Genomic DNA, 18,604 nt, shown 5'->3' with positions numbered 1-18,604 from the left:
CCGCGCCGATGTGGTGTAGCCCGTCGGTGTGGCGTTGTCAGCCACGCCGTTTATATTGGCGCGGTGCGTGGAATCGTTCTCGCCGGTGGCACCGGCTCGCGGCTTTGGCCGATCACGAAGGCCGTATCGAAGCAGCTTATGCCGGTATTCGACAAGCCGATGATCTATTACCCGCTGTCCACTCTCATGATGGCGGGCATTTCCGAGATCTTAGTGATCACCACGCCCGAAGATCAGCTTCAGTTCCAGCGGCTGCTCGGTGACGGTTCACACGTTGGGCTCAAGCTGACGTACGTCGCCCAGGAGCGCCCGGAAGGCCTCGCGCAGGCGTTCCTACTCGGCGCAGACTTCATCGGGGACGGCCCGGTCGCGTTGATCCTCGGTGACAACATCTTCCACGGTGTTGGGCTTGGCAGCCAGCTTCGGGAGAACTCCGACGTCAGCGGTGGGCGCGTCTTCGCGTACGCCGTGTCCAATCCGCAGGAGTACGGCGTGGTCGAGTTCGACGGCGCCGGACAGGTCATCTCCATTGAGGAGAAGCCGGAGAAGCCGAAGTCGCCGTACGCGGTGCCCGGCCTCTACTTCTACGACAACCGGGTGGTCGACATCGCCCGGGGCCTCAAGCCCAGCGCCCGGGGTGAACTGGAGATTACCGCTGTCAACGATGCCTACCTGCGCACCGGTGAACTTCACGTGACGGTTCTGGACCGGGGCACGGCGTGGCTGGACACGGGGACGTTCAACTCCCTGGTGCAGGCTGCCGAGTTCGTCCGGGTCATCGAGGAGCGGCAGAACCTGAAGGTCGGCTGCATCGAGGAAGTGGCGTGGCGGGCCGGGCTCATCGATGACGCCCAGCTGCGGGAACTCGCTGAGCCGCTGGTCAAAAGTGGGTACGGCAGTTACCTTCTCGATCTCCTCGACCGGCCGTACTTCATGGAAGGACCGGCGTGAAAATACTTCCCCTGTCGATCGAGGGCGCCTACCAGGTCGTACCGGCCCTGCACGGCGACCCGCGCGGCCTGTTCACCGAGTTTTACCGGTACGACAAGCTGGCCGAGGCCGTCGGGCATCCGCTGCGGCTGGCCCAGGGCAACCTGTCGGTGTCGGCCGCCAGCGTGGTTCGCGGCATCCACTTCGCTGACGTGCCGCCGAGCCAGGCGAAGTACGTTCAGTGCGTGCGTGGCGCGGTCCTCGACGTCATCGTGGACCTGCGCGTCGGCTCGCCTACCTTCGGCCGTTGGGAAGGCGTACGCCTCGACGATGTCGACCGGCACGCGGTTTACCTCGCCGAGGGGCTGGGTCACGGGTTCTGCGCGTTGACCGATGACGCGACGCTGGCATATCTGTGCTCGGAGACGTACGCGCCGACCCGCGAGCGTGCGATCAATCCGCTCGATCCCGAGCTGGCCATCGAGTGGCCGACCGAGGCGCCGCAACTGTCAGCGCGCGACGCGGCCGCGCCCAGCCTTGCCGAGACCCGAGACAGCGGCCTCCTGCCGGACTACCGCCAGTGCGTCGAGTTCTACGAGTCACTGCGCACCGCCGGCTGACAGCGGCGAATTGAAAGGGCGGGCCGAGGGTTCCTCGGCCCGCCCTTTCAATTTCCCTTATGCGGTCGCCGCACGGCTGGAGGCCAGTGCCACCCGGTCGTCGGCGTCGCTCTGGTCATCCGTCCGCGGCTCCGCCGGGTGCACCGCGCTCGAAACCGCCCATGCGGTCACGAGGAGCACGAGTACGCCGACGGCGCCCAGCGCGAGCGGTAACTCCGGACCGAGCCGCGGCAGCCACTCCCCGTGGAAAGGGTTGACCTTGATCTTCGGCCAGCGGATCCCGTACTGCCAGCGCAGCATGGTGTTGTACAGGGCCAGGAAGTGGATCGGGATGAGGAGCAGCGCGAAGGTCCGGATGATCGACCGAGCCTGTGTGCCGACGAGGGCACGCCGTTCACCGAGCGCGTAGGCCGCCAGAATGGGTAGCCCCACCGCGATCGGTAGAACGTAGCGCCCCTGTGCGTAGAAGCCGTACGTGCGGGCGTTCAGCGCATCCGGAATCACCATCACGCCGAAGGCCGCCAGGGTCAGTGCCGCGATCCGCCACCGGTAGTGCCATTCGCCGAGCGCGAATCCACCCAAGAAGAGAAGCCCGAACGCCATGAACCAGGCGACGTACGCCAGGCCGGGAAGCGGCGCGTCGAGCCAGGACATGACGCCGACCATCTCGTTCGCGTACTGCTGAAGCCGGCCGAACAGTTCGACGCGCAGCGCCTCCTCGGGGGTGATGTCCATCGCAGCGACCCAGCCCGGTTTTCCGGTCTCAACCGCGATCGACCACGTGACCGACGCGATGAGCACCACGGCGAGCGCGGCCAGCCATGCCAGCACGCGACGATTGGTCAGGACCCGGCGGAGCCGTTTGCGGGTTGTCGGCACGAAACAGATGCCGATGATCGCCAGTGTCCACAGTGGACCAAATGGACGCACGGCGGTCAGGGTCAGCGCCGAGACGCCGATCAGTGTGTATACGGCTGGTGGCGCGGTCGGACGGCGATCCAGCGCGATTGCCGCCAGGCCGACCATGAACGCCAAGCCGGCGGCGATCTCCACGCCGTTGGGGTTCACGCCGCCGGAGATGTGCAGCGTGATCGGAGTGACCGCGACGATCACCGCGGCGGGTAGGAGCGGGTGGCGAGTCCATCGAACGGCGGCGAACATCGCCGAGGCCAGGAATGCCGACGCTATGGCCGCACCGATCAGCCGGGCCAGCCAGATGCCGGTCCAGGTCGGCCAGATCGTAAGCGGCCAGCCCACCGCGGCGAAGTAGGCGGGTGGGTAGCGGCCAGCCGTCGTATGCAAACGGACAATGTCGTCTTTGCCGGTGGGCTGCAGACCGCACTCCGCCGATTTCTGGGCATTTCCCTGCCAGCACATGTTGTCCACCATCAGCCCACGCTTGACGTGGTGGAAGGCGCCGGCACCCTCGGCGCTCGACGCGAGCTCGCCGAGAAACTCACCGCGACCGGCGCCGGCCGCACGCGTGATGTAGTTGCCCTCGTCCGGAACGCCGCCGAAGGGCATCGCGAGAGCCCAGGCCGTGCTGATCATGAAGAAGCCGAGGAACGCGATGAACCACAGTCGGCGACCCCGCACCAGCGCGGCCAGCCGGCCGCCGTGACTCGAGGTCGGTTCGCATACTGCCACCCGAGGAGGATAGGGCTTGGGCCCTAGAAACTGAACGACCCTCCCCGTGGAAGACGGGGAGGGTCGCATGCCTCGGTCGGCGTCGACGTCAGTTCTTCCGCCAAACCGCCCAGTGGTGGTATTGATCCACCACCACCAGGCGGTACTCCGGTCCGCCTACCCAGTTGTGCGCATGGCGGCCGGTGTTCCCGTACGGGCCGATGACGATGTTCGCCTCGTCCTGCGGCGCCTCTGTCACGCTGTTGAACACGTAGATCCGGTCCCAGTACACCTCGCGCATCACGTTCCAGCGGAAGTACCACAAGGTCTCGGTGGACACGGTCACTACGTCGCCCGGCCGGAGGTGCGCGTCGCGGACCATCTGCGGCGTGTCCGCGCGGTACTGGTCGACGGTCATCGGCTTGGTGATCTTCTCGACGCTGGCGACCATCACCGCCGCGTGCAACGCCACGATGCCGACCATCGCAATCGCGACGGTACGGGACCGGGGCAGCGTGAAGACGAGCAGCCCCAGCAGTACCAGCCCGACGATGGTCGGTTGGGCAACCCGGATCGCATCCCACTGCCAGCTCAGGAGCGTCGTCTCAGGCATGTCGAACGGCAGGAAGAGCCACGCCTTGGTGAACTGCAGTCGGAGGTACACCACGCCGGCGGAGAACAGCGTCATCCCGGCCGCGCCGAGCGCGAGCACCCGCAGCCGGCGCCGGTCGGCCACGCGCAGCGCGACCACACCGGCCATCAGCCAGACCGGGAACAGGAAGTGGATGTAGCGGGGGTACGCGTGATAGTTGATCCGGTGGTCGTTGGTCGGTAGGGAAGCCGAACTCGCGACGGCGATCAACGCCGTGGCGACCAGGGTGGTGAGCAGGATCAGCAGCCGCCCGCCCTCGATCCGCTCACCCAGTCGCCGGCGCAGATCCCGCACCGGCCATACCGCCAGGACCAGCGCCACCAGACCGATGGCGCCCAGACCCCAGGTGCCCACGGCGAGGTACCAGAGTTGGCCGAACGCGCGCGCGACTGTCCTGACCGCCCCATCGAGGGTGGTGAACGCGGCCATCATCTGGCTACGTGGGCTGTTGCCCTCGGTGATGATCGCGTCGCCCAGTACGTTCTGCAGCACCGTGTTACCTGAGGCGGCGACGGCTGTCATGGCGGCCGCCACGATGGTCAACCACCAGGAGGTTCGCCGCAGTACAGCGAAGGCGACCAGGGCAACCAGGTGCATGACGACCACCATGGTGCCCCGGACATGAAGGACGTAGACGGCGCCGGCAACGGCGCTGGCGCCGAGGGCCGCGAGCACCCTGCCGCGTACGGTGGTCGCGGTTAGCCAGGTGTGCAGCAGCAGCAGCCAGGCGAGCGCGAAGGTGACCAGCACCGCGTCGGTCATGGCGTACTGGCTGTAGAAGGCGACAGCCGGCATCGATGCGACCAGCATGCCCAACGCCAGTGACCAGTTCCGCGGCTGGCCGAACACTCGGCGGGCGAACAGGTACGCAAGAGGGAAGGTCAGCGAGTTGATGAGAGCGTTGATCAGTTGCGCGCCGCGGTAGACCTGGAACGGATCGGACGTGAACCAGTAGACGGGCGCCAGCAGGACGGGGTAGCCGACACGCCGGAATTCGGTGTTCTCGGTGGAGTATCCACCGGGGCCGCCGGCGAGCACCCGCGCCGCGATCAGGTAGCCGTCCTCGTCAGCGTGCGCCGCGGGTACCTGGATATCGCGGACGAGCCACAATCGCCACGCCACGTTCAACAGGAAGCCCACCACAAGGGCGATCGCCAGCCATAGCGTCCGACGTGATCTTGTGATCTCCGGTTTCCCGGACGACTGTGGGGCTGAGCGGAGATTCTGCGACGTGACCGGCTGTGTTTGGACGGAAGTCCCGGTCTGGCGCGGTTCGCTCGCCGAGCGCGGAATCATGTCCTGGGGGTCTTGCATCGGCGGAGAACTCCTGAATCGAGACGTGTGGACGGGGCTCGTTGGTCAGCCTAGCGGCGTCGTCACGCGGCGTTCGTTAGCGGCGCGACTACTCGCGGGTGCCCCGTCGTCACATCGGGTGATCATTCACTGCGGATGGCCGCCTCGTGATCGCATATGCAGCCGGTACGGTGACGCTACTAGGCTCCCCGGTTGGTGGCCGTCCGAGCGGGGGCTTCGTCATTAATTCCCCGACAGTGGTTGCAGTTTTCCGTGATGTTTATCGCCTGCGTCGGCACCCACCCTAGGGCAACGACGGCAGGAAGCGCGACGCCCAGTAGACGCGGACCGGGCCCTCCCACGGTGGTCGATGACGACCGGCAGGGGCCCGGAAGCTCCCGGCGAATCAGCCGACCGGGCGGTGACATCGCGCGGTACGCGCACGGACGTGCGTCGCGGATCGCCTGGGACGTCCGGTATCGCCTCGGATGGACGCCTTCTAATAGGATCCAATCGGGACAGCTCGGCTCGGTGGATGATCTGGACAGCTTCGACCGTCCGCCGCGACAGGCAGAAGTGCCGACCGCACGTGCCGGTCGCGCCTCCCTGCACAATGCGGCGTAGCACGCGCTTAGTACATGTGAGGTGCATTTGTCCATCGGATGCCGTCCCGGCTCTGCGACGACGGCATCTCCCGTCGGCCGCGGCAAGGTGACCCGACTCCTGCCTGGCACGGCCGCTTTCATCGTGGCCTGGCTGCTACCGCTCGGCACGCACCTTCTCCGGGTCGACTGGTTACTCCCGCCGCTGCTGCTCGCTGGACTGATGTCCGTGCAGCGCGCCGGGCGTACGTCGGCGGACCGACTGGTTCTCGCGGTCGCGCAACTCTTCGGCGCGCTGTGCGTCGCAGGCCTGGTGATCTCGTTCTGGCCCTGGCATCTGCACCCAGTGCCGATCGCCGGCTGTGCGTTCACGGCGCTGGTCGCGCTGGCCATAGCGACCGGTCGCCGCCCGCGGCTGCCGGCACGAACCCCGGCCCGCGACGTCGTCACCTGGCTGGCCGTCGCCGCCGTCACCGTACTGGCAGTCGTGCCCTTCGCCATCCGTGACCTCGGCGGCCGGATCGGCATCGTCGCCACCGGCGAGGACATCGCCCGCCATTTCATGCTCTACGACGTGATCGGCAAGGTAGGCGGGTACGCCTTCCTGCACCGTGCCGGCGCCGCCGCGTTCGCGCCCGACGACTACGGCTTCGGATACCCGCAAGGTACCCACCTGCTCTACGCCGTACTGGACCGCTTCGTCCGCTCGTCGGCCGTCAACGCCGACGCGGCCAGCGCGATGGACGTGCTGCTGTGGTGCCACCTGGGCACGTATCTCTTCCTCGCCCTGGCGTTGCTCTGGGCCGCCCGCCGGGTGGCCGGTCCGGGCGTCGGGCCGGCCACCCTGCTTCCGGTACTGGCCGTCATCGCGAGCGTGCTCTACTTCGGTGACCTGCTCGGGGCGTTCGTACGCGGCTTCCCGAACGAGGTGCTCGGCCTGGCGCTGGTCGCCGTGCTGACCGCCCTGATCGCCCGCCCGCTGCCCCGCCTGGGCGAGCACGTCGCCACCGTCGCGGCGCTACTGGTCGGGATCTCCTTCGCGTACCACCTCTTCCTGCCGTACGCGCTGGTGGCCACCGCGGTGTGGGCCTGGCCCCGCCGCCGCGCGCTGCCGCGCCGCCTCGCGGTCGTCGGCCTGCTGCTCCTCCCGCTGCTGCTCATCACACCGTTCGAGAACCGGCCATCCGGCGCGGCAAACCTGCTGTTGACGCTGGGAACAGCGCTGCCGGTGGACCGGCCGATCCTGGCGCTGGTGCTGCTCGCGGCCGTGGCCGGGCTGGTTGTCCGGGGCGGGTGGCGCTCGCCGGCGCGGCGCGCGCTCGTCGTCGCGCTCGTCGTCGCGCTCGGGATGGTCGCGGTGCTGTTCGTGTACCAGTACGCGATGATCGGGCACTCGGTGTACTACTTCGAGAAGTTCCTGCACATGCTGCTGGTCGTGGCCCTGGTCAGCCTCGGCTCGGCGGCGCGGCTGCTGCCCCGGCTGGGCGCACCCGGATCGATCGCGGCGGACGGACGGGCGCGGTACGCCGTCGCGGTGGTCGCTGCTCTCGTCATCGCCGCGGTCCCCGCCGCGGCCGGCGGGCCGTGGCACAGCAGGCCGCTGACCAGTCCGGGCCTGCGGTACGGCCTCGGGCTGGAGAAGGGCTCCCCGGCAGGCGGCAAGCAGGCCGTCGACCTGGTACGCCGCTACCCCGACGCAGCCGGCAGGGTCGACGTGGTGCTGACCCAGACGCCGTACGCGAACTTCTTCGCCACCCTGTTCACCGCCGTGATGCAGCGCAACTACCGGCAGGGCGAGTCGTGGTACGCCTTCTTGTCGCCCAGCCGGCCCCGAACACTGGCGGATCTGGAGGCGAAGGTACGCGACAGCCCGGTACGGGTCCGGTTCGTCGTACGGGAGCGGAGCACACCCTTCCTCGTCGCTGATTCGGCCGCTGCGGCGCCGACCAATGTGCAGGCCGCGGAGGACCTGGCCCGCCGCTACCCGGACAAGGTCGAGGTCGTCGTCCTGCGCTGACCTGGTGTCAGCACTGGCGGTCTTCGTCGTCGGGAGGCGCCGGAAATCGCCGGGCGAAGCCGTCGACGACCGCCCGTCCGGTCTCGGAGTCCGCCCCCACCGTCTCGTCGGCGATCTCGGCGACCCGGGCGGCCAGCGACCCCTGCGCGCGGCGCATGACCGCCAGCACCTGAGCCGCGATCTGGTCTGCCGGCCAGGACCGCACCCGGTCGTCGAGCTTCAGGTCTGTCATGACCCCCGAACCGGCGACCGTCACCTCGACGGCACCGTCGCGGCTAGCCGCCGAAACCGACAGCATCGACACCCGCTCGGAAAGCTCCTGGGCTGCCTGCGCCCGCGCCGAAACACTCGCCGCCCAGGAATCGACCCAGGCGTCAGCGTCTTCCCCGGCAGCGTTGAATGGCATCGCCATGGCCGCCATCACCCCCCAGTACGAATTCTTCGGCCCGTCACGGTACCGAAGATGGGGCGGCCATTGGGGGCAACCAGCTAAGGCAGCGGCGGCGTGACGGTCTGTTCGGACGTGCGATGCTCCACAAAAGAATCCGGTGCCGCGTCGAGGTCGTTTTCGCGCATGTCCGAGTCCCGCAGGATTTCGGCAGCCTGGGCCTGCGGGTCATCGCTGCCGACCGCGCGCTCCTCGGGGAGCAGCGCCGCCGCCCGGCTGTCGACCCGGTCATCCGTGGGTTCGTCGGTGCCGGGATCGCTGATCGGTTCAACCATGCCGGCCTCGTACCCGTTCGGAGATCGCGCCACACTTTTGACCGGCGCCGGTTCCGGCGGACAGGATGGGCTGGTGATGGGGACGCTGAAGACCGAACCAGCCCGTGACCGCCCCGACCTGCTGGCGCCCACGGTGCTGGCGGCGTTGGAGACCTGGACCGAGCCCGACGTGCTGGTCGCGCCGATCGATCCCACGCTCGCCGACACCGCCGCGTTCTGCGAGGCGTACGACGTGGGCCTGGACGTGTCGGCGAACTGCGTGATCGTGGCCGGCAAGCGGGAGGGCGAGGTCCGGTACGCCGCGTGCCTCGTACTCGCGACGACCCGCGCCGATGTGAACGGCGTCGCGCGCCGACGGCTCGACGTCCGGAAGGCGAGCTTCGCGCCGATGGACGTGGCTGTCGCCGAGACGGGTATGGAGTACGGCGGCATCACCCCGATCGGGTTGCCCGTGGCGTGGCCGATCCTGATCGACGCGCGGGTCGCGACGGTTCCGTACGTGATCGTCGGCAGCGGGGTACGCCACAGCAAGATCGTGCTGCCCGGGCCGGCGCTCGTGCGGCTGCCCCGCGCCGAGGTGATCGAAGACCTCGCCAAGCCGATCGGCGGTTAGCTATACCGTTGCACGTGAAACCGTGCTTCAGGACTGTTCGCGTACCTGTCGCTGGAGGCGGGCGAGGATGGCGCTGCCGCCGCGTACCCGCAGCGGGCTGATCGCTGCGGCCAGGCCCATGCGCTGGTAGAGATCGCTGGGCACGGCGAGCACCTCCTCGACGCTCGCCTCGGCCAGCCCCTCGGCCAGGATGCCGGCGAAGGCCCGGGTCGTCGGCGCCTCAGGCGGGCAGTCGAACCACATCTCGACCCGGCGGTCGGGCTGCACGTTAGCGCGCAGGAAGAACTGGGTCTGGCACTCGGGCACCTGCTCCATGCCGTCGTGGCCGATCATGTCGGCGGGCAGCGGAGGCAGGGCGTCGACGTACTCGAGGAGCATCTCCAGCACCACATCGCGTGGTGCGGAGGCGAATTCGTCGATGATCTCGGTGAGTCGGGTTGGCATGTTCATTAGGTCAAGCGTATCTCCGGCGACGCCACGCGCCCGAAGCCGAAGTGCCGAGCGCCGACCTAGGAGAAGTGGCGGGACAGACCGGGCGGGTCAGCGACCATTTCTCCTAGATCGGCGCAGGTGCCAGCGGCGCAGGTGCCAGCGGCGCAGGTCGACAACTCAGTTGTTCGGCGCGGCGCGGCTGATGCCGCCCAGCACCGACTCGGGATCGATCGCCTCGGCCAGGTCGCCGATGGAGACGATGCCCACCAGGGTCTGGTCCTCTTCGCAGACGAGCACCCGGCGGACCGCGTAGTCGCGCATCAGCAGCGCCGCCGACTGCACCGTGTCGTCCGGGCGTACCGTCACCAGGTCCGGTGTCAGGATCTCGCCGATGGTCGTGGTTGCCGGGTCACGCTGCTCCGCGACGGCCCGGACCACGATGTCCCGGTCGGTCACCAGGCCGTCCGGGCCGGCGCCGTCGGACACGACGATGTCGCCGATGTCCTGTTCACGCATGGTGCGAGCAGCTTCGGCCAGGGTGGTCTCGCGGGGGAGCGTGACGACATGGGAGGTCATCACATCCCGGACAGTCTGCATCGGCATCTGTGCCTCCGGAACAGGATTGGGTGATGCCGGAGATTTACCCACCGCACCGGGTACTAACCAGCTCCACAACCTCGTCCACGGGCACGTCGGTACGGGAGTTGTCGATGCGTGAACGCACCTCGACGTAACCCTCCGCCAGGCGCCGGCCGACCACGACGACGAGCGGCATGCCCAGCAGTTCGGCGTCGGCGAACCGTACGCCGGCGGACAGCCCCGGCCGGTCGTCAAGCAGGACGTCGATGCCCCGGGACGCCAGCTCCGACGCCAGCCGCTGCGCCGCCTCGGCCTGCTCGCCCTTGCCCGCCGCGACGACGTGCACCCGGCAGGGCGCCACCGAGGCGGGCCAACTGAGGCCGCGCTCGTCGTGGTGCTGCTCGGCGATTGCGGCCACCACTCTGGACACCCCGATCCCGTACGAGCCCATCGTCACCCGTACGGGCTGGCCGTCCGGGCCGAGTGCGTCGAGGCCGAACGCGTCGGCGAACCGGCGACCGAGCTGGAAGATGTGGCCGATCTCGATGCCGCGCCGCAGCGCCAGCGGCTGGCCGCACGCCGGGCACGGGTCGCCTGCCCGCACGTCGGCCGCCTCGATCGTGCCGTCCGGGGTGAAGTCCCGGCCGCAGACCACGTTGACCGCGTGCCGATCGGGCTCGTTGGCGCCGGTCAGCCAGGCGGTGCCGGGCACCACCCGCGGGTCGACGAGGTAGCGGATACCGAGCTTGGCGAGCACCTGCGGGCCGATGTAGCCGCGTATGAGGTCGGGGTGCGCGGCGAAGTCGTCAAACAGTTCGACCGTCACGGGATAGAGAGCGGCTTCGACCCGCTTGAGGTCGACCTCCCGGTCGCCCGGCACGCCGATGACCAGCAGCGAGTCGCCGGCGCGAAGCACGACGTTCTTGAGCGTGTCCGCCGCGGTCCAGTCGGTGCGGCCGCCCGCACCGACGGAGTTGGCGTACGCCACCAGCGACTCGATGGTCGGCGTACCCGGGGTGTCGAAGACCGTCGACGCCGGACGGGTGGCCTGATCAGCGGCTGGCGCAGGCGTGGTGACGGCCTCGGTGTTCGCGGCGTAGTCGCAGGCGGTGCACGCCACGTAGGTGTCCTCGCCGACCGGAGCGGGCGCCAGGAACTCCTCGGACCCGGAACCGCCCATCGCGCCCGTCGCCGCGGCCACGATGGTGTAGTCCAGGCCGAGCCGGTCGAAGACCCGGATGTACGCCTCCCGCTGCGCGTCGTACGAGCGGCGCAGGCCCTCATCGTCGAGGTCGAACGAGTACGCGTCCTTCATCAGGAACTCGCGTCCGCGCAGCAGGCCGCCCCGCGGACGCGCCTCGTCCCGGAACTTCGTGCCGACCTGGTACAGCGTCACCGGGTAGTCGCGGTACGAGCCGTACAGGTCCTTCACGAGCAGGGTGAACAGCTCTTCGTGGGTCGGCCCGAGCACGTACCCGGCCCCGCGCCGGTCGCGCAGCCGGAACACGTCGTCGCCGAAGGCGGCCAGCCGCCCGCTCGTCTCGTAGCGCTCCTGTGGCAACAGCGACGGCAGCGACACCTCCTGCGCGCCGATCGCGGCCATCTCCTCGCGTACGACCGCGGCGACGCGGTCGAGCACGAGCTTGCCCAACGGCAGCCAGGCGTACCCGCCGGGGGCGACCCGGCGCACATAGCCGGCCCGGACGAGCAGGCGGTGGCTCGGCACCTCCGCCTCGGCGGGATCCTCGCGGAGCGTGCGGACGAAGAGGTTCGACATGCGCAGCAGCATGTGCGCAGGTTACGCGGCCGCCAGTGTCGTACGTCGCACACCCGCCAGGCCGTTCGCGCCGGAGATTGATCTTTGCCAAGATGCCTTCCCGAGAGGGGTACACAATGGTGTGGCGCAGCTTCGTGGCGGTGGGCGACAGCTTCACCGAAGGAATGGACGACCGGGACCCGAGCGGTCACGGGTACCGGGGGTGGGCCGACCTGGTGGCCGCGCACCTGGCGACCGCCGCGGCAGCCCGCGGCGAGGAGTTCCACTACGCCAATCTGGCCATCCGGGGCCGGCTGTTCGACGCCGTGGTCTCCGAGCAGCTACCGCCGACCCTGGCGATGCGGCCCGACCTGGTGAGCTTCGCTGCCGGCGGCAATGACGCGCTGCGCCGCAACTTCGACGGACCGGCCCTGATCGCCCGCTTCGACGAGATCGTCGCCCAACTGCGCGGCAACGGCGCGGACGTGATCGTGTTCCGGTTCGCCGACATGTCCCGCCGCCTGCCGGGGAAGCGGATCATCCTGCCGCGCACGTCGTACCTCAATGACGCGGTCCTCGAGGTCGCCGAGCGGCACGGCGCGTACCTGGTCGACATGTGGTCCGATGAGGAACTGTCGGCGAACACCGCCATGTGGAGCGAGGACCGCCTGCACCTGTCGACGATCGGGCACCGCCGGGTGGCCGGTCACGTGCTGCACGCGTTGGGTCTGGCACCGGACCCGACCTGGATGGACGTACCCCCAGCGCAGCGGCGCCCGTTGTGGCCGGCAGCCCGGTTCGCCGACGCCCGGTGGGCGGCGCGCTACCTCGCGCCGTGGATCAAGCGGCGGCTGCAGGGGCGCTCGTCCGGTGACCTCGTCACGGCCAAGCGGCCCGATCTGTCGCCGATCCTGCCGCCGACCTCGTGACCTTGGAAAACAACGCCGACCAGCGGCCACTTGTCGTAGATCGTCGCGCGGTAGCGTAGTGGTCATGGCCCTTCCGAATGACCCAGCACCGGAGCTGCAGAACTACGCGCACCCGGAGCGGTTGGTGACGACGTCCTGGCTGGCGCACCACCTCGACGACGAGGGTCTCGTCGTCGTAGAGAGCGACGAGGACGTCCTGCTCTACGACACCGGGCACATCCCCGGTGCGATCAAGGTCGACTGGCACACCGAGCTCAACGACCAGCTCACCCGCGATTACCTGGACGCCGAGGACTTCGCGCGGCTGTGTCGGGCCAAGGGCATCAGCCGGGACGACACGATCGTTTTCTACGGCGACAACTTCAACTGGTGGGCGACGTACGCCCTGTGGGTGTTCTCCCTGTTCGGCCACCAGAACGTGCGCATGCTCGACGGCGGCCGGCAGAAGTGGGTCGCCGAGGGCCGCCAGCTGGTCAAGGACGTGCCCCAGCGCGCGCCCGGCGACTACCCGGTGGTGGCCCGCAACGACGCGCCGATCCGGGCGTACCGCGAGGACGTCCTGGCCCACATGCAGGCCGGCCGGCCGATGGTCGACGTGCGCTCGCCCGGCGAGTACACCGGCGAGCTGCTGCACATGCCGGACTACCCGCAGGAGGGCGCGCTGCGCGGCGGGCACATCCCGGGCGCGGTGAGCAAGCCGTGGAAGCAGGCGGCCAACGAGGACGGCTCGTTCAAGTCGGCCGAGGCGCTGCAGCGGATCTACGCCGACGAGCTGGGCCTGAGCAAGGACGACGACATCGTCGCGTACTGCCGGATCGGTGAGCGCTCCTCGCACACCTGGTTCGTGCTGAAGTACCTGCTCGGCTACCCGCAGGTGCGCAACTATGACGGCTCGTGGACGGAGTGGGGCAACCTGGTGCGGGCGCCGATCGCCCGGGGCGCCGAGCCGGGCAAGCTGGCGGGCTGACCGGACCACGAACGATGGGCGGGGCGACAGTCCCGTCCGTCGCCGTTCGCGCGGTGATGATCGACACTGCCGGGGTACGGGCTGAGCGCTGACCGGTTTGGCCGGTGCTTAACGACCGTTCAGGCGATGGTTGACAACAGGTTAGGCTTCACGCATGACCGCCGATCAGCAGGTAGCTCCTGCGGTGCCGCACCGGCGCCGCTCCCGCCGCGATGAGATCCTGGAGATCGCCGTCGGGCTCTTCGCTGCCCGCGGCTATCACGGTGTCTCGATGGACGACATCGGCGCGGCGGCCGGGGTCACCGGGCCCGCGCTGTACCACCACTTCGCCGGCAAGGAAGCGATGCTGGTGGCGGCCCTGATCCCGGTGAGCGAGCAGCTGCTCGCCGGCGGCCGCGAGCGTGTCGCCGAGCACGAGGGTCGGCCGCTCGCCGCGCTCGCCGCGCTGATCGAGTTCCACGTCGACTTCGCGCTGGCCAATCCGGCGGTCATCGCGCTGCATCTGCACGAACTCGACCGGCTGCCGGAAGAGCCGCGCCGGCAGATCCGCCGGTTGCAGCGGCTCTACGTCGAGGAGTGGGTGAACACCCTCACCGCGCTGCGCCCGGAGCTTGCCGCGGGGGAGGCGCGCGTCCTCGCGCACGCCGCGTTCGGCCTCATGAACTCCACGCCGTTCCTCGGCGGGGAGGTCGACCGGGACCGACGGTCGGACCTGCTGCGCGCCGCCGCCCTGGCCGCGCTGCAGGGATGAGCCGTGCAGCCCGGCCGCGTCGGGCTGCGGGAATGAAGACAACAAGGTTGAATCAGCCTTACGGCTGAGTGGCTTATCAGCCTTTTCCACAGGTCTTTACAGCCTGGATCCACAGGTTTGTCCACAGGAACCCGTGGGTGAGCAGCGTGACGACCAGTAAGTACACAGGAGGCCGCAGTGATCGGTTCGCTTCTCGTCGCCAACCGTGGAGAGATCGCGCGCCGCGTGATCCGGACCGCCAAGCGGCTCGGTGTCCGCACGATCGCGGTCTACTCGGAGGCCGACGCAGCCCTTCCATTCGTCGCCGAGGCCGATGAGGCGGTGCTGCTCGGCCCCGCCAACCCGGCACAGTCCTACCGCAACGTGGAGGCGATCCTCGCCGCGGCCAAGGCGACCGGAGCGGAGGCGATCCACCCCGGGTACGGCTTCCTGTCGGAGAACGCCGACTTCGCCCGTACCGTCGAGTCCAGCGGCATGGTGTGGGTCGGACCCGGCGCCGACGCGATCAGCGCGATGGGCGACAAGATCAATGCTCGCAACCTGATGGCGGCCGCCGGGGTCCCGGTCGCGCCGGGGACCACCGATCCGGCGGGCAGCGTCGAGGAGGCCGTCGCGGCCGCCGCGGAGATCGGGTACCCGATCATGGTCAAGGCCGCGGCCGGCGGTGGCGGGATGGGCATGGGCGTCGCGAACGACGAGGCCGGCCTGCGCGCCGAGTACGAGAAGGTGCGCGCCTTCGCCGAGCGCATGTTCGGCGACGGCTCGGTGCTGCTGGAGCGGTACTTCCCGCGGGTGCGCCACGTCGAGGTGCAGATCCTCGGCCTCGCCGATGGCCGGGTAGTCGCGCTCGGCGAGCGGGAGTGCTCGGTGCAGCGGCGCAACCAGAAGGTCGCCGAGGAGTCCCCGTCGCCGGCGGTCTCGCCGGAGCTGCGGGAACGGCTGCTGGCGGCGGCGGTCCGCGCCGGGGAGGCGGTCGGCTACCGCAACGCCGGCACCGTCGAGTGCCTGCTGGACCCGGCGACCGGTGACTTCTTCTTCCTCGAGATGAACACCCGGCTGCAGGTCGAGCACCCGATCACCGAACTCGTGTACGGCGTCGACCTGGTCGAGGAGCAGTTGCGGGTGGCGTCCGGCCTGCCACCGACGTTCGGGGAGCTGGCGCCGAACGGCCACGCGATCGAACTGCGGATCAACGCCGAGGACCCGAAGCGGTTCCTGCCCGGGCCAGGGACGATCACCACGTGGAACGAGCCGACCGGCGAGGGCGTACGCGTCGACAGCGGGTACGCGGCCGGGACGACCGTCACGCCGTCCTACGACTCGCTCATGGCCAAGCTGATCGTGTGGGGGCCCGACCGGCTGAGCGCGATCGAGCGGGCGAAGAGTGCGGTCGCCGGGTTCGAGATCGCCGGGCCGAAGTGCAACCTGCCCTTCTTCACGGAGTTGCTGGACAACCCGGAGTTCCTCAGCGGCGACTACGACACCGGGATCGTGGGCCGGATGCGTTCGTAGGTGTCTGGCGGCCGCGCCTGCTGGGGTATGGGTTAGGCCCAGCGGGTCGGAGATGAGGAGGAGCCACATGTCCGCCATGCCGAGCAAGGTCTCGATCCGTGAGGTCGGGCCCCGCGACGGCCTGCAGAACGAGGACCCGGTACCGACCGGCGCGAAGGTCCGGCTCCTCGACGCGCTCTCCCGCACCGGGGTCGGACGGATCGAAGCGGTCAGCTTCGTGCATCCGAAGGCGATCCCACAGATGGCCGACGCCGACGAGGTCTGGAAGGCGGCGCGGAAAGACCCCGCGGTCCGCTACTCCGCGCTCGTGCCCAACAGCCGCGGCGCGCAGCGCGCCCTCGACGCCGGCTTCTCCGAGATCGAGGTCGTGGTCTCGGCCTCCGACACCCACAATCGGCGCAACCTCAACCGGTCCACGGTTGAGTCCCTCGACGACATCGCCGCGCTGATCGACCTGCTGCACACGGCCGGCGCGCGGGCCGAGGTGATCGTGGCGACCAGCTTCGGCTGCCCGTACGAGGGCGACGTCGAGCCGGACCGGGTGGCGGCGATCGTCGACCGGGTCGTCGCCGACGGCGCCGACCGGGTCGCCTTCGGCGACACGACCGGAATGGCGACGCCGCCGCGGGTCGTCGCTGTCGTCTCCCGGGTACGCGAGAACCACCCCGACCTGCCCCTGCTGCTGCACTTCCACAACACGCGAGGCACCGCGCTCGCCAACGTCTACGCGGCGCTGCAACTCGGTGTGACCGAGTTCGACGCCAGCGTCGGCGGGCTCGGCGGATGCCCGTACGCCCCCGGTGCCAGCGGCAACGTCGCCACCGAGGAGGTCGTGCACATGCTGCACGACATGGGCATCGAGACCGGGGTGGACCTGGACACGCTGATCGACGTCGCCCGACTAGCGCAGGAGATCGTGGGCCGGGACCTTCCGTCCGGGGTGCTGCGGGCCGGCCCACGGCTGCCGTCCGGGCGCTGATCCGATCTCGCGGCTACCTTCCGAATGCGCTAACCTAACGATCGTTCAGGTTGTGCTGTCGGGAGGTGTTCGGTGACGCTCGACGAGGAGACGCTTGAGCAGCTGCGCAAGCGCGTACGCGCCGGCGGCGCCGAGCGCTATCACGCCGCCAACGCGGCCAAGGGCAAGCTCTTCGCCCGCGAGCGGGTCGCGCTCCTCGTCGACGAGGGCTCCTTCGTCGAGGACGGGATGTACGCCAACGTCCTCGCCGACGGACTGCCGGCGGACGGGGTGGTGACCGGGACGGCGACCGTCGACGGGCGGCCGATCTGCCTGATGGCCAACGACTCGACGGTCAAGGCGGGCTCCTGGGGCGCGCGTACGGTCGAAAAGATCATCCGGATCATCGAGCGCGCGTACACGACGGGCGTGCCCATGGTCTACCTGGTCGACTCAGCCGGCGCGCGGATCACCGACCAGGTCGAACTGTTCCCCGGCCGGCGCGGCGCCGGCAAGATCTTCTACAACCAGGTCCGGGCGTCCGGCAGCATTCCGCAGGCCTGCGCGCTGTTCGGACCGAGCGCGGCCGGCGGGGCGTACATCCCGGCATTCTGTGACGTGGTGGCGATGGTCGAGGGCAACGCCAGCATGTACCTCGGCTCCGACCGCATGGTCGAGATGGTCACCGGGGAGAAGACCACCCTCGAAGCCATGGGTGGGGCGAAGGTGCATTGTGCCGAGTCGGGCGTCGGGCACTTCCTGTGCAAGACCGAGGCCGACGCGATCGACACGGTCAAGCGGTACCTCTCCTATCTCCCGTCCAACTGGACCCAGCACCCGCCGAAGCGGGAAGCGCAGAACGCTCCGGAGAAGATCGACCTCGCCGCCCTCGTCCCGGCCAGCGAGCGGCAGGCGTTCGACATGCGCCGGTACGCCAACGGCCTGCTCGACTCCGACAGTTTCTTCGAGATCCAGCCGTTGTGGGCCAAGGAGCTCACCATCGGCTTCGGTCGCCTGAACGGCGAGGTGGTCGGCGTCGTCGCCAACAACTCGATGTTCAAGGGTGGAGTGCTCTTCGTCGACTCGGCCGACAAGGCGACCCGCTTCGTGCAACTGTGCGACGCGTTCAACGTGCCCCTGCTGTTCCTGTCCGACGTGCCCGGCTTCATGGTCGGCTCGGCGGTGGAGAAGCAGGGGATCATCCGGCACGGCGCAAAGATGATCACGGCGATCAGCGAGGCGACCGTACCGAAGATCTGCGTCGTGGTGCGCAAGGCCTACGGCGCCGGGCTGTACGCGATGGCCGGCCCCGGCTTCGAGCCCGACGCAACGATCGCGCTGCCGACCGCGAAGATCGCGGTGATGGGCGCGGAGGCCGCGGTCAACGCGGTGTACGCCAACAAGATCGCCGCGATTTCCGACGAGGACGAGCGGGCGGAGTTCGTGGCCGCCAAGCGCGCCGAGTACGAGCGCGACATCGACATCGTCCGGCTCGCCAGTGAACTCGTCGTCGATGCCATCGTCGAGCCAGGCGACCTGCGCGGCGAATTGATCCGGCGGTTCGCGGCGGCCGCCGGCAAGGACCGTCACTTCTCCCGGCGCCGCCACGGCGTCACCCCGGTCTAGGCGTTACAGGAGCATCGG

General features: G+C 69.2%; 17 protein-coding genes. 10 read left to right on the top strand and 7 right to left on the bottom strand.

Annotated elements, in window-relative coordinates; genetic code table 11:
• Positions 1 to 63: 63 nt before the first annotated feature.
• Positions 64 to 951, top strand: a complete 888-nt coding sequence (gene rfbA, locus HC028_RS08010; RefSeq protein ID WP_168074686.1) for a glucose-1-phosphate thymidylyltransferase RfbA — start codon at positions 64 to 66, stop codon at positions 949 to 951.
• Positions 948 to 1,550, top strand: coding sequence for a dTDP-4-dehydrorhamnose 3,5-epimerase family protein (locus HC028_RS08005; protein WP_168074677.1), 603 nt, complete (start codon positions 948 to 950; stop codon positions 1,548 to 1,550). Before rfbA ends, HC028_RS08005 begins: the two co-directional genes overlap by 4 nt.
• 57 nt (positions 1,551 to 1,607) lie before the next feature.
• Here the strand turns inward: HC028_RS08005 and HC028_RS08000 are convergent, their stop codons facing one another.
• Complete coding sequence (locus HC028_RS08000) at positions 1,608 to 3,197, bottom strand: DUF2142 domain-containing protein (protein WP_168074675.1); 1,590 nt, start codon at positions 3,195 to 3,197, stop codon at positions 1,608 to 1,610.
• An 88-nt stretch (positions 3,198 to 3,285) separates the two neighbouring features.
• Positions 3,286 to 4,968 carry a hypothetical protein gene (locus tag HC028_RS07995; protein WP_168074673.1) on the bottom strand — a complete coding sequence of 561 codons (1,683 nt, stop codon included), beginning with the start codon at positions 4,966 to 4,968 and terminating at the stop codon, positions 3,286 to 3,288.
• A gap of 864 nt (positions 4,969 to 5,832) precedes the next feature.
• On the opposite strand from HC028_RS07995, the gene HC028_RS07990 reads away from it, so the two are divergent.
• A complete protein-coding gene (locus HC028_RS07990; protein ID WP_168074671.1) occupies positions 5,833 to 7,740 on the top strand; it encodes a hypothetical protein in 1,908 nt (635 codons plus the stop codon).
• A 7-nt stretch (positions 7,741 to 7,747) separates the two neighbouring features.
• Here the strand turns inward: HC028_RS07990 and HC028_RS07985 are convergent, their stop codons facing one another.
• Together HC028_RS07985 and HC028_RS07980 are read right to left on the bottom strand one after the other, a co-directional pair.
• Complete coding sequence (locus tag HC028_RS07985; protein WP_168074669.1) at positions 7,748 to 8,152, bottom strand: YbaB/EbfC family nucleoid-associated protein; 405 nt, start codon at positions 8,150 to 8,152, stop codon at positions 7,748 to 7,750.
• Between the two features lie 77 nt (positions 8,153 to 8,229).
• On the bottom strand, positions 8,230 to 8,463 hold the full coding sequence (locus HC028_RS07980; RefSeq protein ID WP_168074667.1) for a hypothetical protein: 234 nt from the start codon (positions 8,461 to 8,463) through the stop codon (positions 8,230 to 8,232).
• A gap of 76 nt (positions 8,464 to 8,539) precedes the next feature.
• Between HC028_RS07980 and HC028_RS07975 the strand changes: the two genes are divergently transcribed.
• On the top strand, positions 8,540 to 9,076 hold the full coding sequence (locus HC028_RS07975; RefSeq protein ID WP_168075146.1) for a YbaK/EbsC family protein: 537 nt from the start codon (positions 8,540 to 8,542) through the stop codon (positions 9,074 to 9,076).
• A 27-nt stretch (positions 9,077 to 9,103) separates the two neighbouring features.
• Here the strand turns inward: HC028_RS07975 and HC028_RS07970 are convergent, their stop codons facing one another.
• The 3 genes from HC028_RS07970 to HC028_RS07960 form a co-directional block, all read right to left on the bottom strand.
• A complete protein-coding gene (locus HC028_RS07970) occupies positions 9,104 to 9,520 on the bottom strand; it encodes a SufE family protein (RefSeq protein WP_168075144.1) in 417 nt (138 codons plus the stop codon).
• A 165-nt stretch (positions 9,521 to 9,685) separates the two neighbouring features.
• Complete coding sequence (locus tag HC028_RS07965) at positions 9,686 to 10,105, bottom strand: CBS domain-containing protein (RefSeq protein WP_168075142.1); 420 nt, start codon at positions 10,103 to 10,105, stop codon at positions 9,686 to 9,688.
• Between the two features lie 43 nt (positions 10,106 to 10,148).
• Positions 10,149 to 11,876, bottom strand: coding sequence for a proline--tRNA ligase (locus HC028_RS07960; protein ID WP_168074665.1), 1,728 nt, complete (start codon positions 11,874 to 11,876; stop codon positions 10,149 to 10,151).
• A gap of 104 nt (positions 11,877 to 11,980) precedes the next feature.
• Between HC028_RS07960 and HC028_RS07955 the strand changes: the two genes are divergently transcribed.
• The 6 genes from HC028_RS07955 to HC028_RS07930 all read left to right on the top strand — a co-directional run bounded on the left by HC028_RS07955 (position 11,981) and on the right by HC028_RS07930 (position 18,586).
• Positions 11,981 to 12,772 (top strand): SGNH/GDSL hydrolase family protein, encoded by a 792-nt coding sequence (locus HC028_RS07955; RefSeq protein ID WP_168075140.1) that lies wholly within the window; start codon positions 11,981 to 11,983, stop codon positions 12,770 to 12,772.
• A gap of 64 nt (positions 12,773 to 12,836) precedes the next feature.
• On the top strand, positions 12,837 to 13,739 hold the full coding sequence (locus tag HC028_RS07950) for a sulfurtransferase (RefSeq protein WP_168074663.1): 903 nt from the start codon (positions 12,837 to 12,839) through the stop codon (positions 13,737 to 13,739).
• 154 nt (positions 13,740 to 13,893) lie between these two features.
• On the top strand, positions 13,894 to 14,490 hold the full coding sequence (locus tag HC028_RS07945) for a TetR/AcrR family transcriptional regulator (RefSeq protein ID WP_168074661.1): 597 nt from the start codon (positions 13,894 to 13,896) through the stop codon (positions 14,488 to 14,490).
• Between the two features lie 177 nt (positions 14,491 to 14,667).
• Positions 14,668 to 16,002, top strand: coding sequence for an acetyl-CoA carboxylase biotin carboxylase subunit (locus HC028_RS07940; RefSeq protein WP_168074659.1), 1,335 nt, complete (start codon positions 14,668 to 14,670; stop codon positions 16,000 to 16,002).
• 67 nt (positions 16,003 to 16,069) lie between these two features.
• Positions 16,070 to 16,981 carry a hydroxymethylglutaryl-CoA lyase gene (locus tag HC028_RS07935; RefSeq protein ID WP_373313807.1) on the top strand — a complete coding sequence of 304 codons (912 nt, stop codon included), beginning with the start codon at positions 16,070 to 16,072 and terminating at the stop codon, positions 16,979 to 16,981.
• A gap of 72 nt (positions 16,982 to 17,053) precedes the next feature.
• Positions 17,054 to 18,586 (top strand): acyl-CoA carboxylase subunit beta, encoded by a 1,533-nt coding sequence (locus tag HC028_RS07930; protein ID WP_168074657.1) that lies wholly within the window; start codon positions 17,054 to 17,056, stop codon positions 18,584 to 18,586.
• Positions 18,587 to 18,604 lie beyond the last annotated feature (18 nt).

The organism is Planosporangium flavigriseum (genome assembly GCF_011947225.1).
GTDB lineage: Bacteria > Actinomycetota > Actinomycetes > Mycobacteriales > Micromonosporaceae > Planosporangium > Planosporangium flavigriseum.
Note: the sequence above shows the minus strand (reverse complement) of the source record. Positions and strands in the feature narration are given on the sequence as shown.

Bases quoted from the DNA above. Each gene is read 5' to 3' on its own strand.
- HC028_RS07960 (WP_168074665.1), bottom strand. From the start codon at position 11,876: ATGCTGCTGCGCATGTCGAACCTCTTCGTCCGCACGCTCCGCGAGGAT.
- HC028_RS07950 (WP_168074663.1), top strand. From the start codon at position 12,837: ATGGCCCTTCCGAATGACCCAGCACCGGAGCTGCAGAACTACGCGCAC.
- HC028_RS07970 (WP_168075144.1), bottom strand. From the start codon at position 9,520: ATGCCAACCCGACTCACCGAGATCATCGACGAATTCGCCTCCGCACCA.
- HC028_RS07975 (WP_168075146.1), top strand. From the start codon at position 8,540: ATGGGGACGCTGAAGACCGAACCAGCCCGTGACCGCCCCGACCTGCTG.
- HC028_RS07965 (WP_168075142.1), bottom strand. From the start codon at position 10,105: ATGCAGACTGTCCGGGATGTGATGACCTCCCATGTCGTCACGCTCCCC.
- HC028_RS07985 (WP_168074669.1), bottom strand. From the start codon at position 8,152: ATGGCGATGCCATTCAACGCTGCCGGGGAAGACGCTGACGCCTGGGTC.
- HC028_RS07945 (WP_168074661.1), top strand. From the start codon at position 13,894: ATGACCGCCGATCAGCAGGTAGCTCCTGCGGTGCCGCACCGGCGCCGC.
- HC028_RS07955 (WP_168075140.1), top strand. From the start codon at position 11,981: ATGGTGTGGCGCAGCTTCGTGGCGGTGGGCGACAGCTTCACCGAAGGA.
- HC028_RS07980 (WP_168074667.1), bottom strand. From the start codon at position 8,463: ATGGTTGAACCGATCAGCGATCCCGGCACCGACGAACCCACGGATGAC.
- HC028_RS07935 (WP_373313807.1), top strand. From the start codon at position 16,070: ATGTCCGCCATGCCGAGCAAGGTCTCGATCCGTGAGGTCGGGCCCCGC.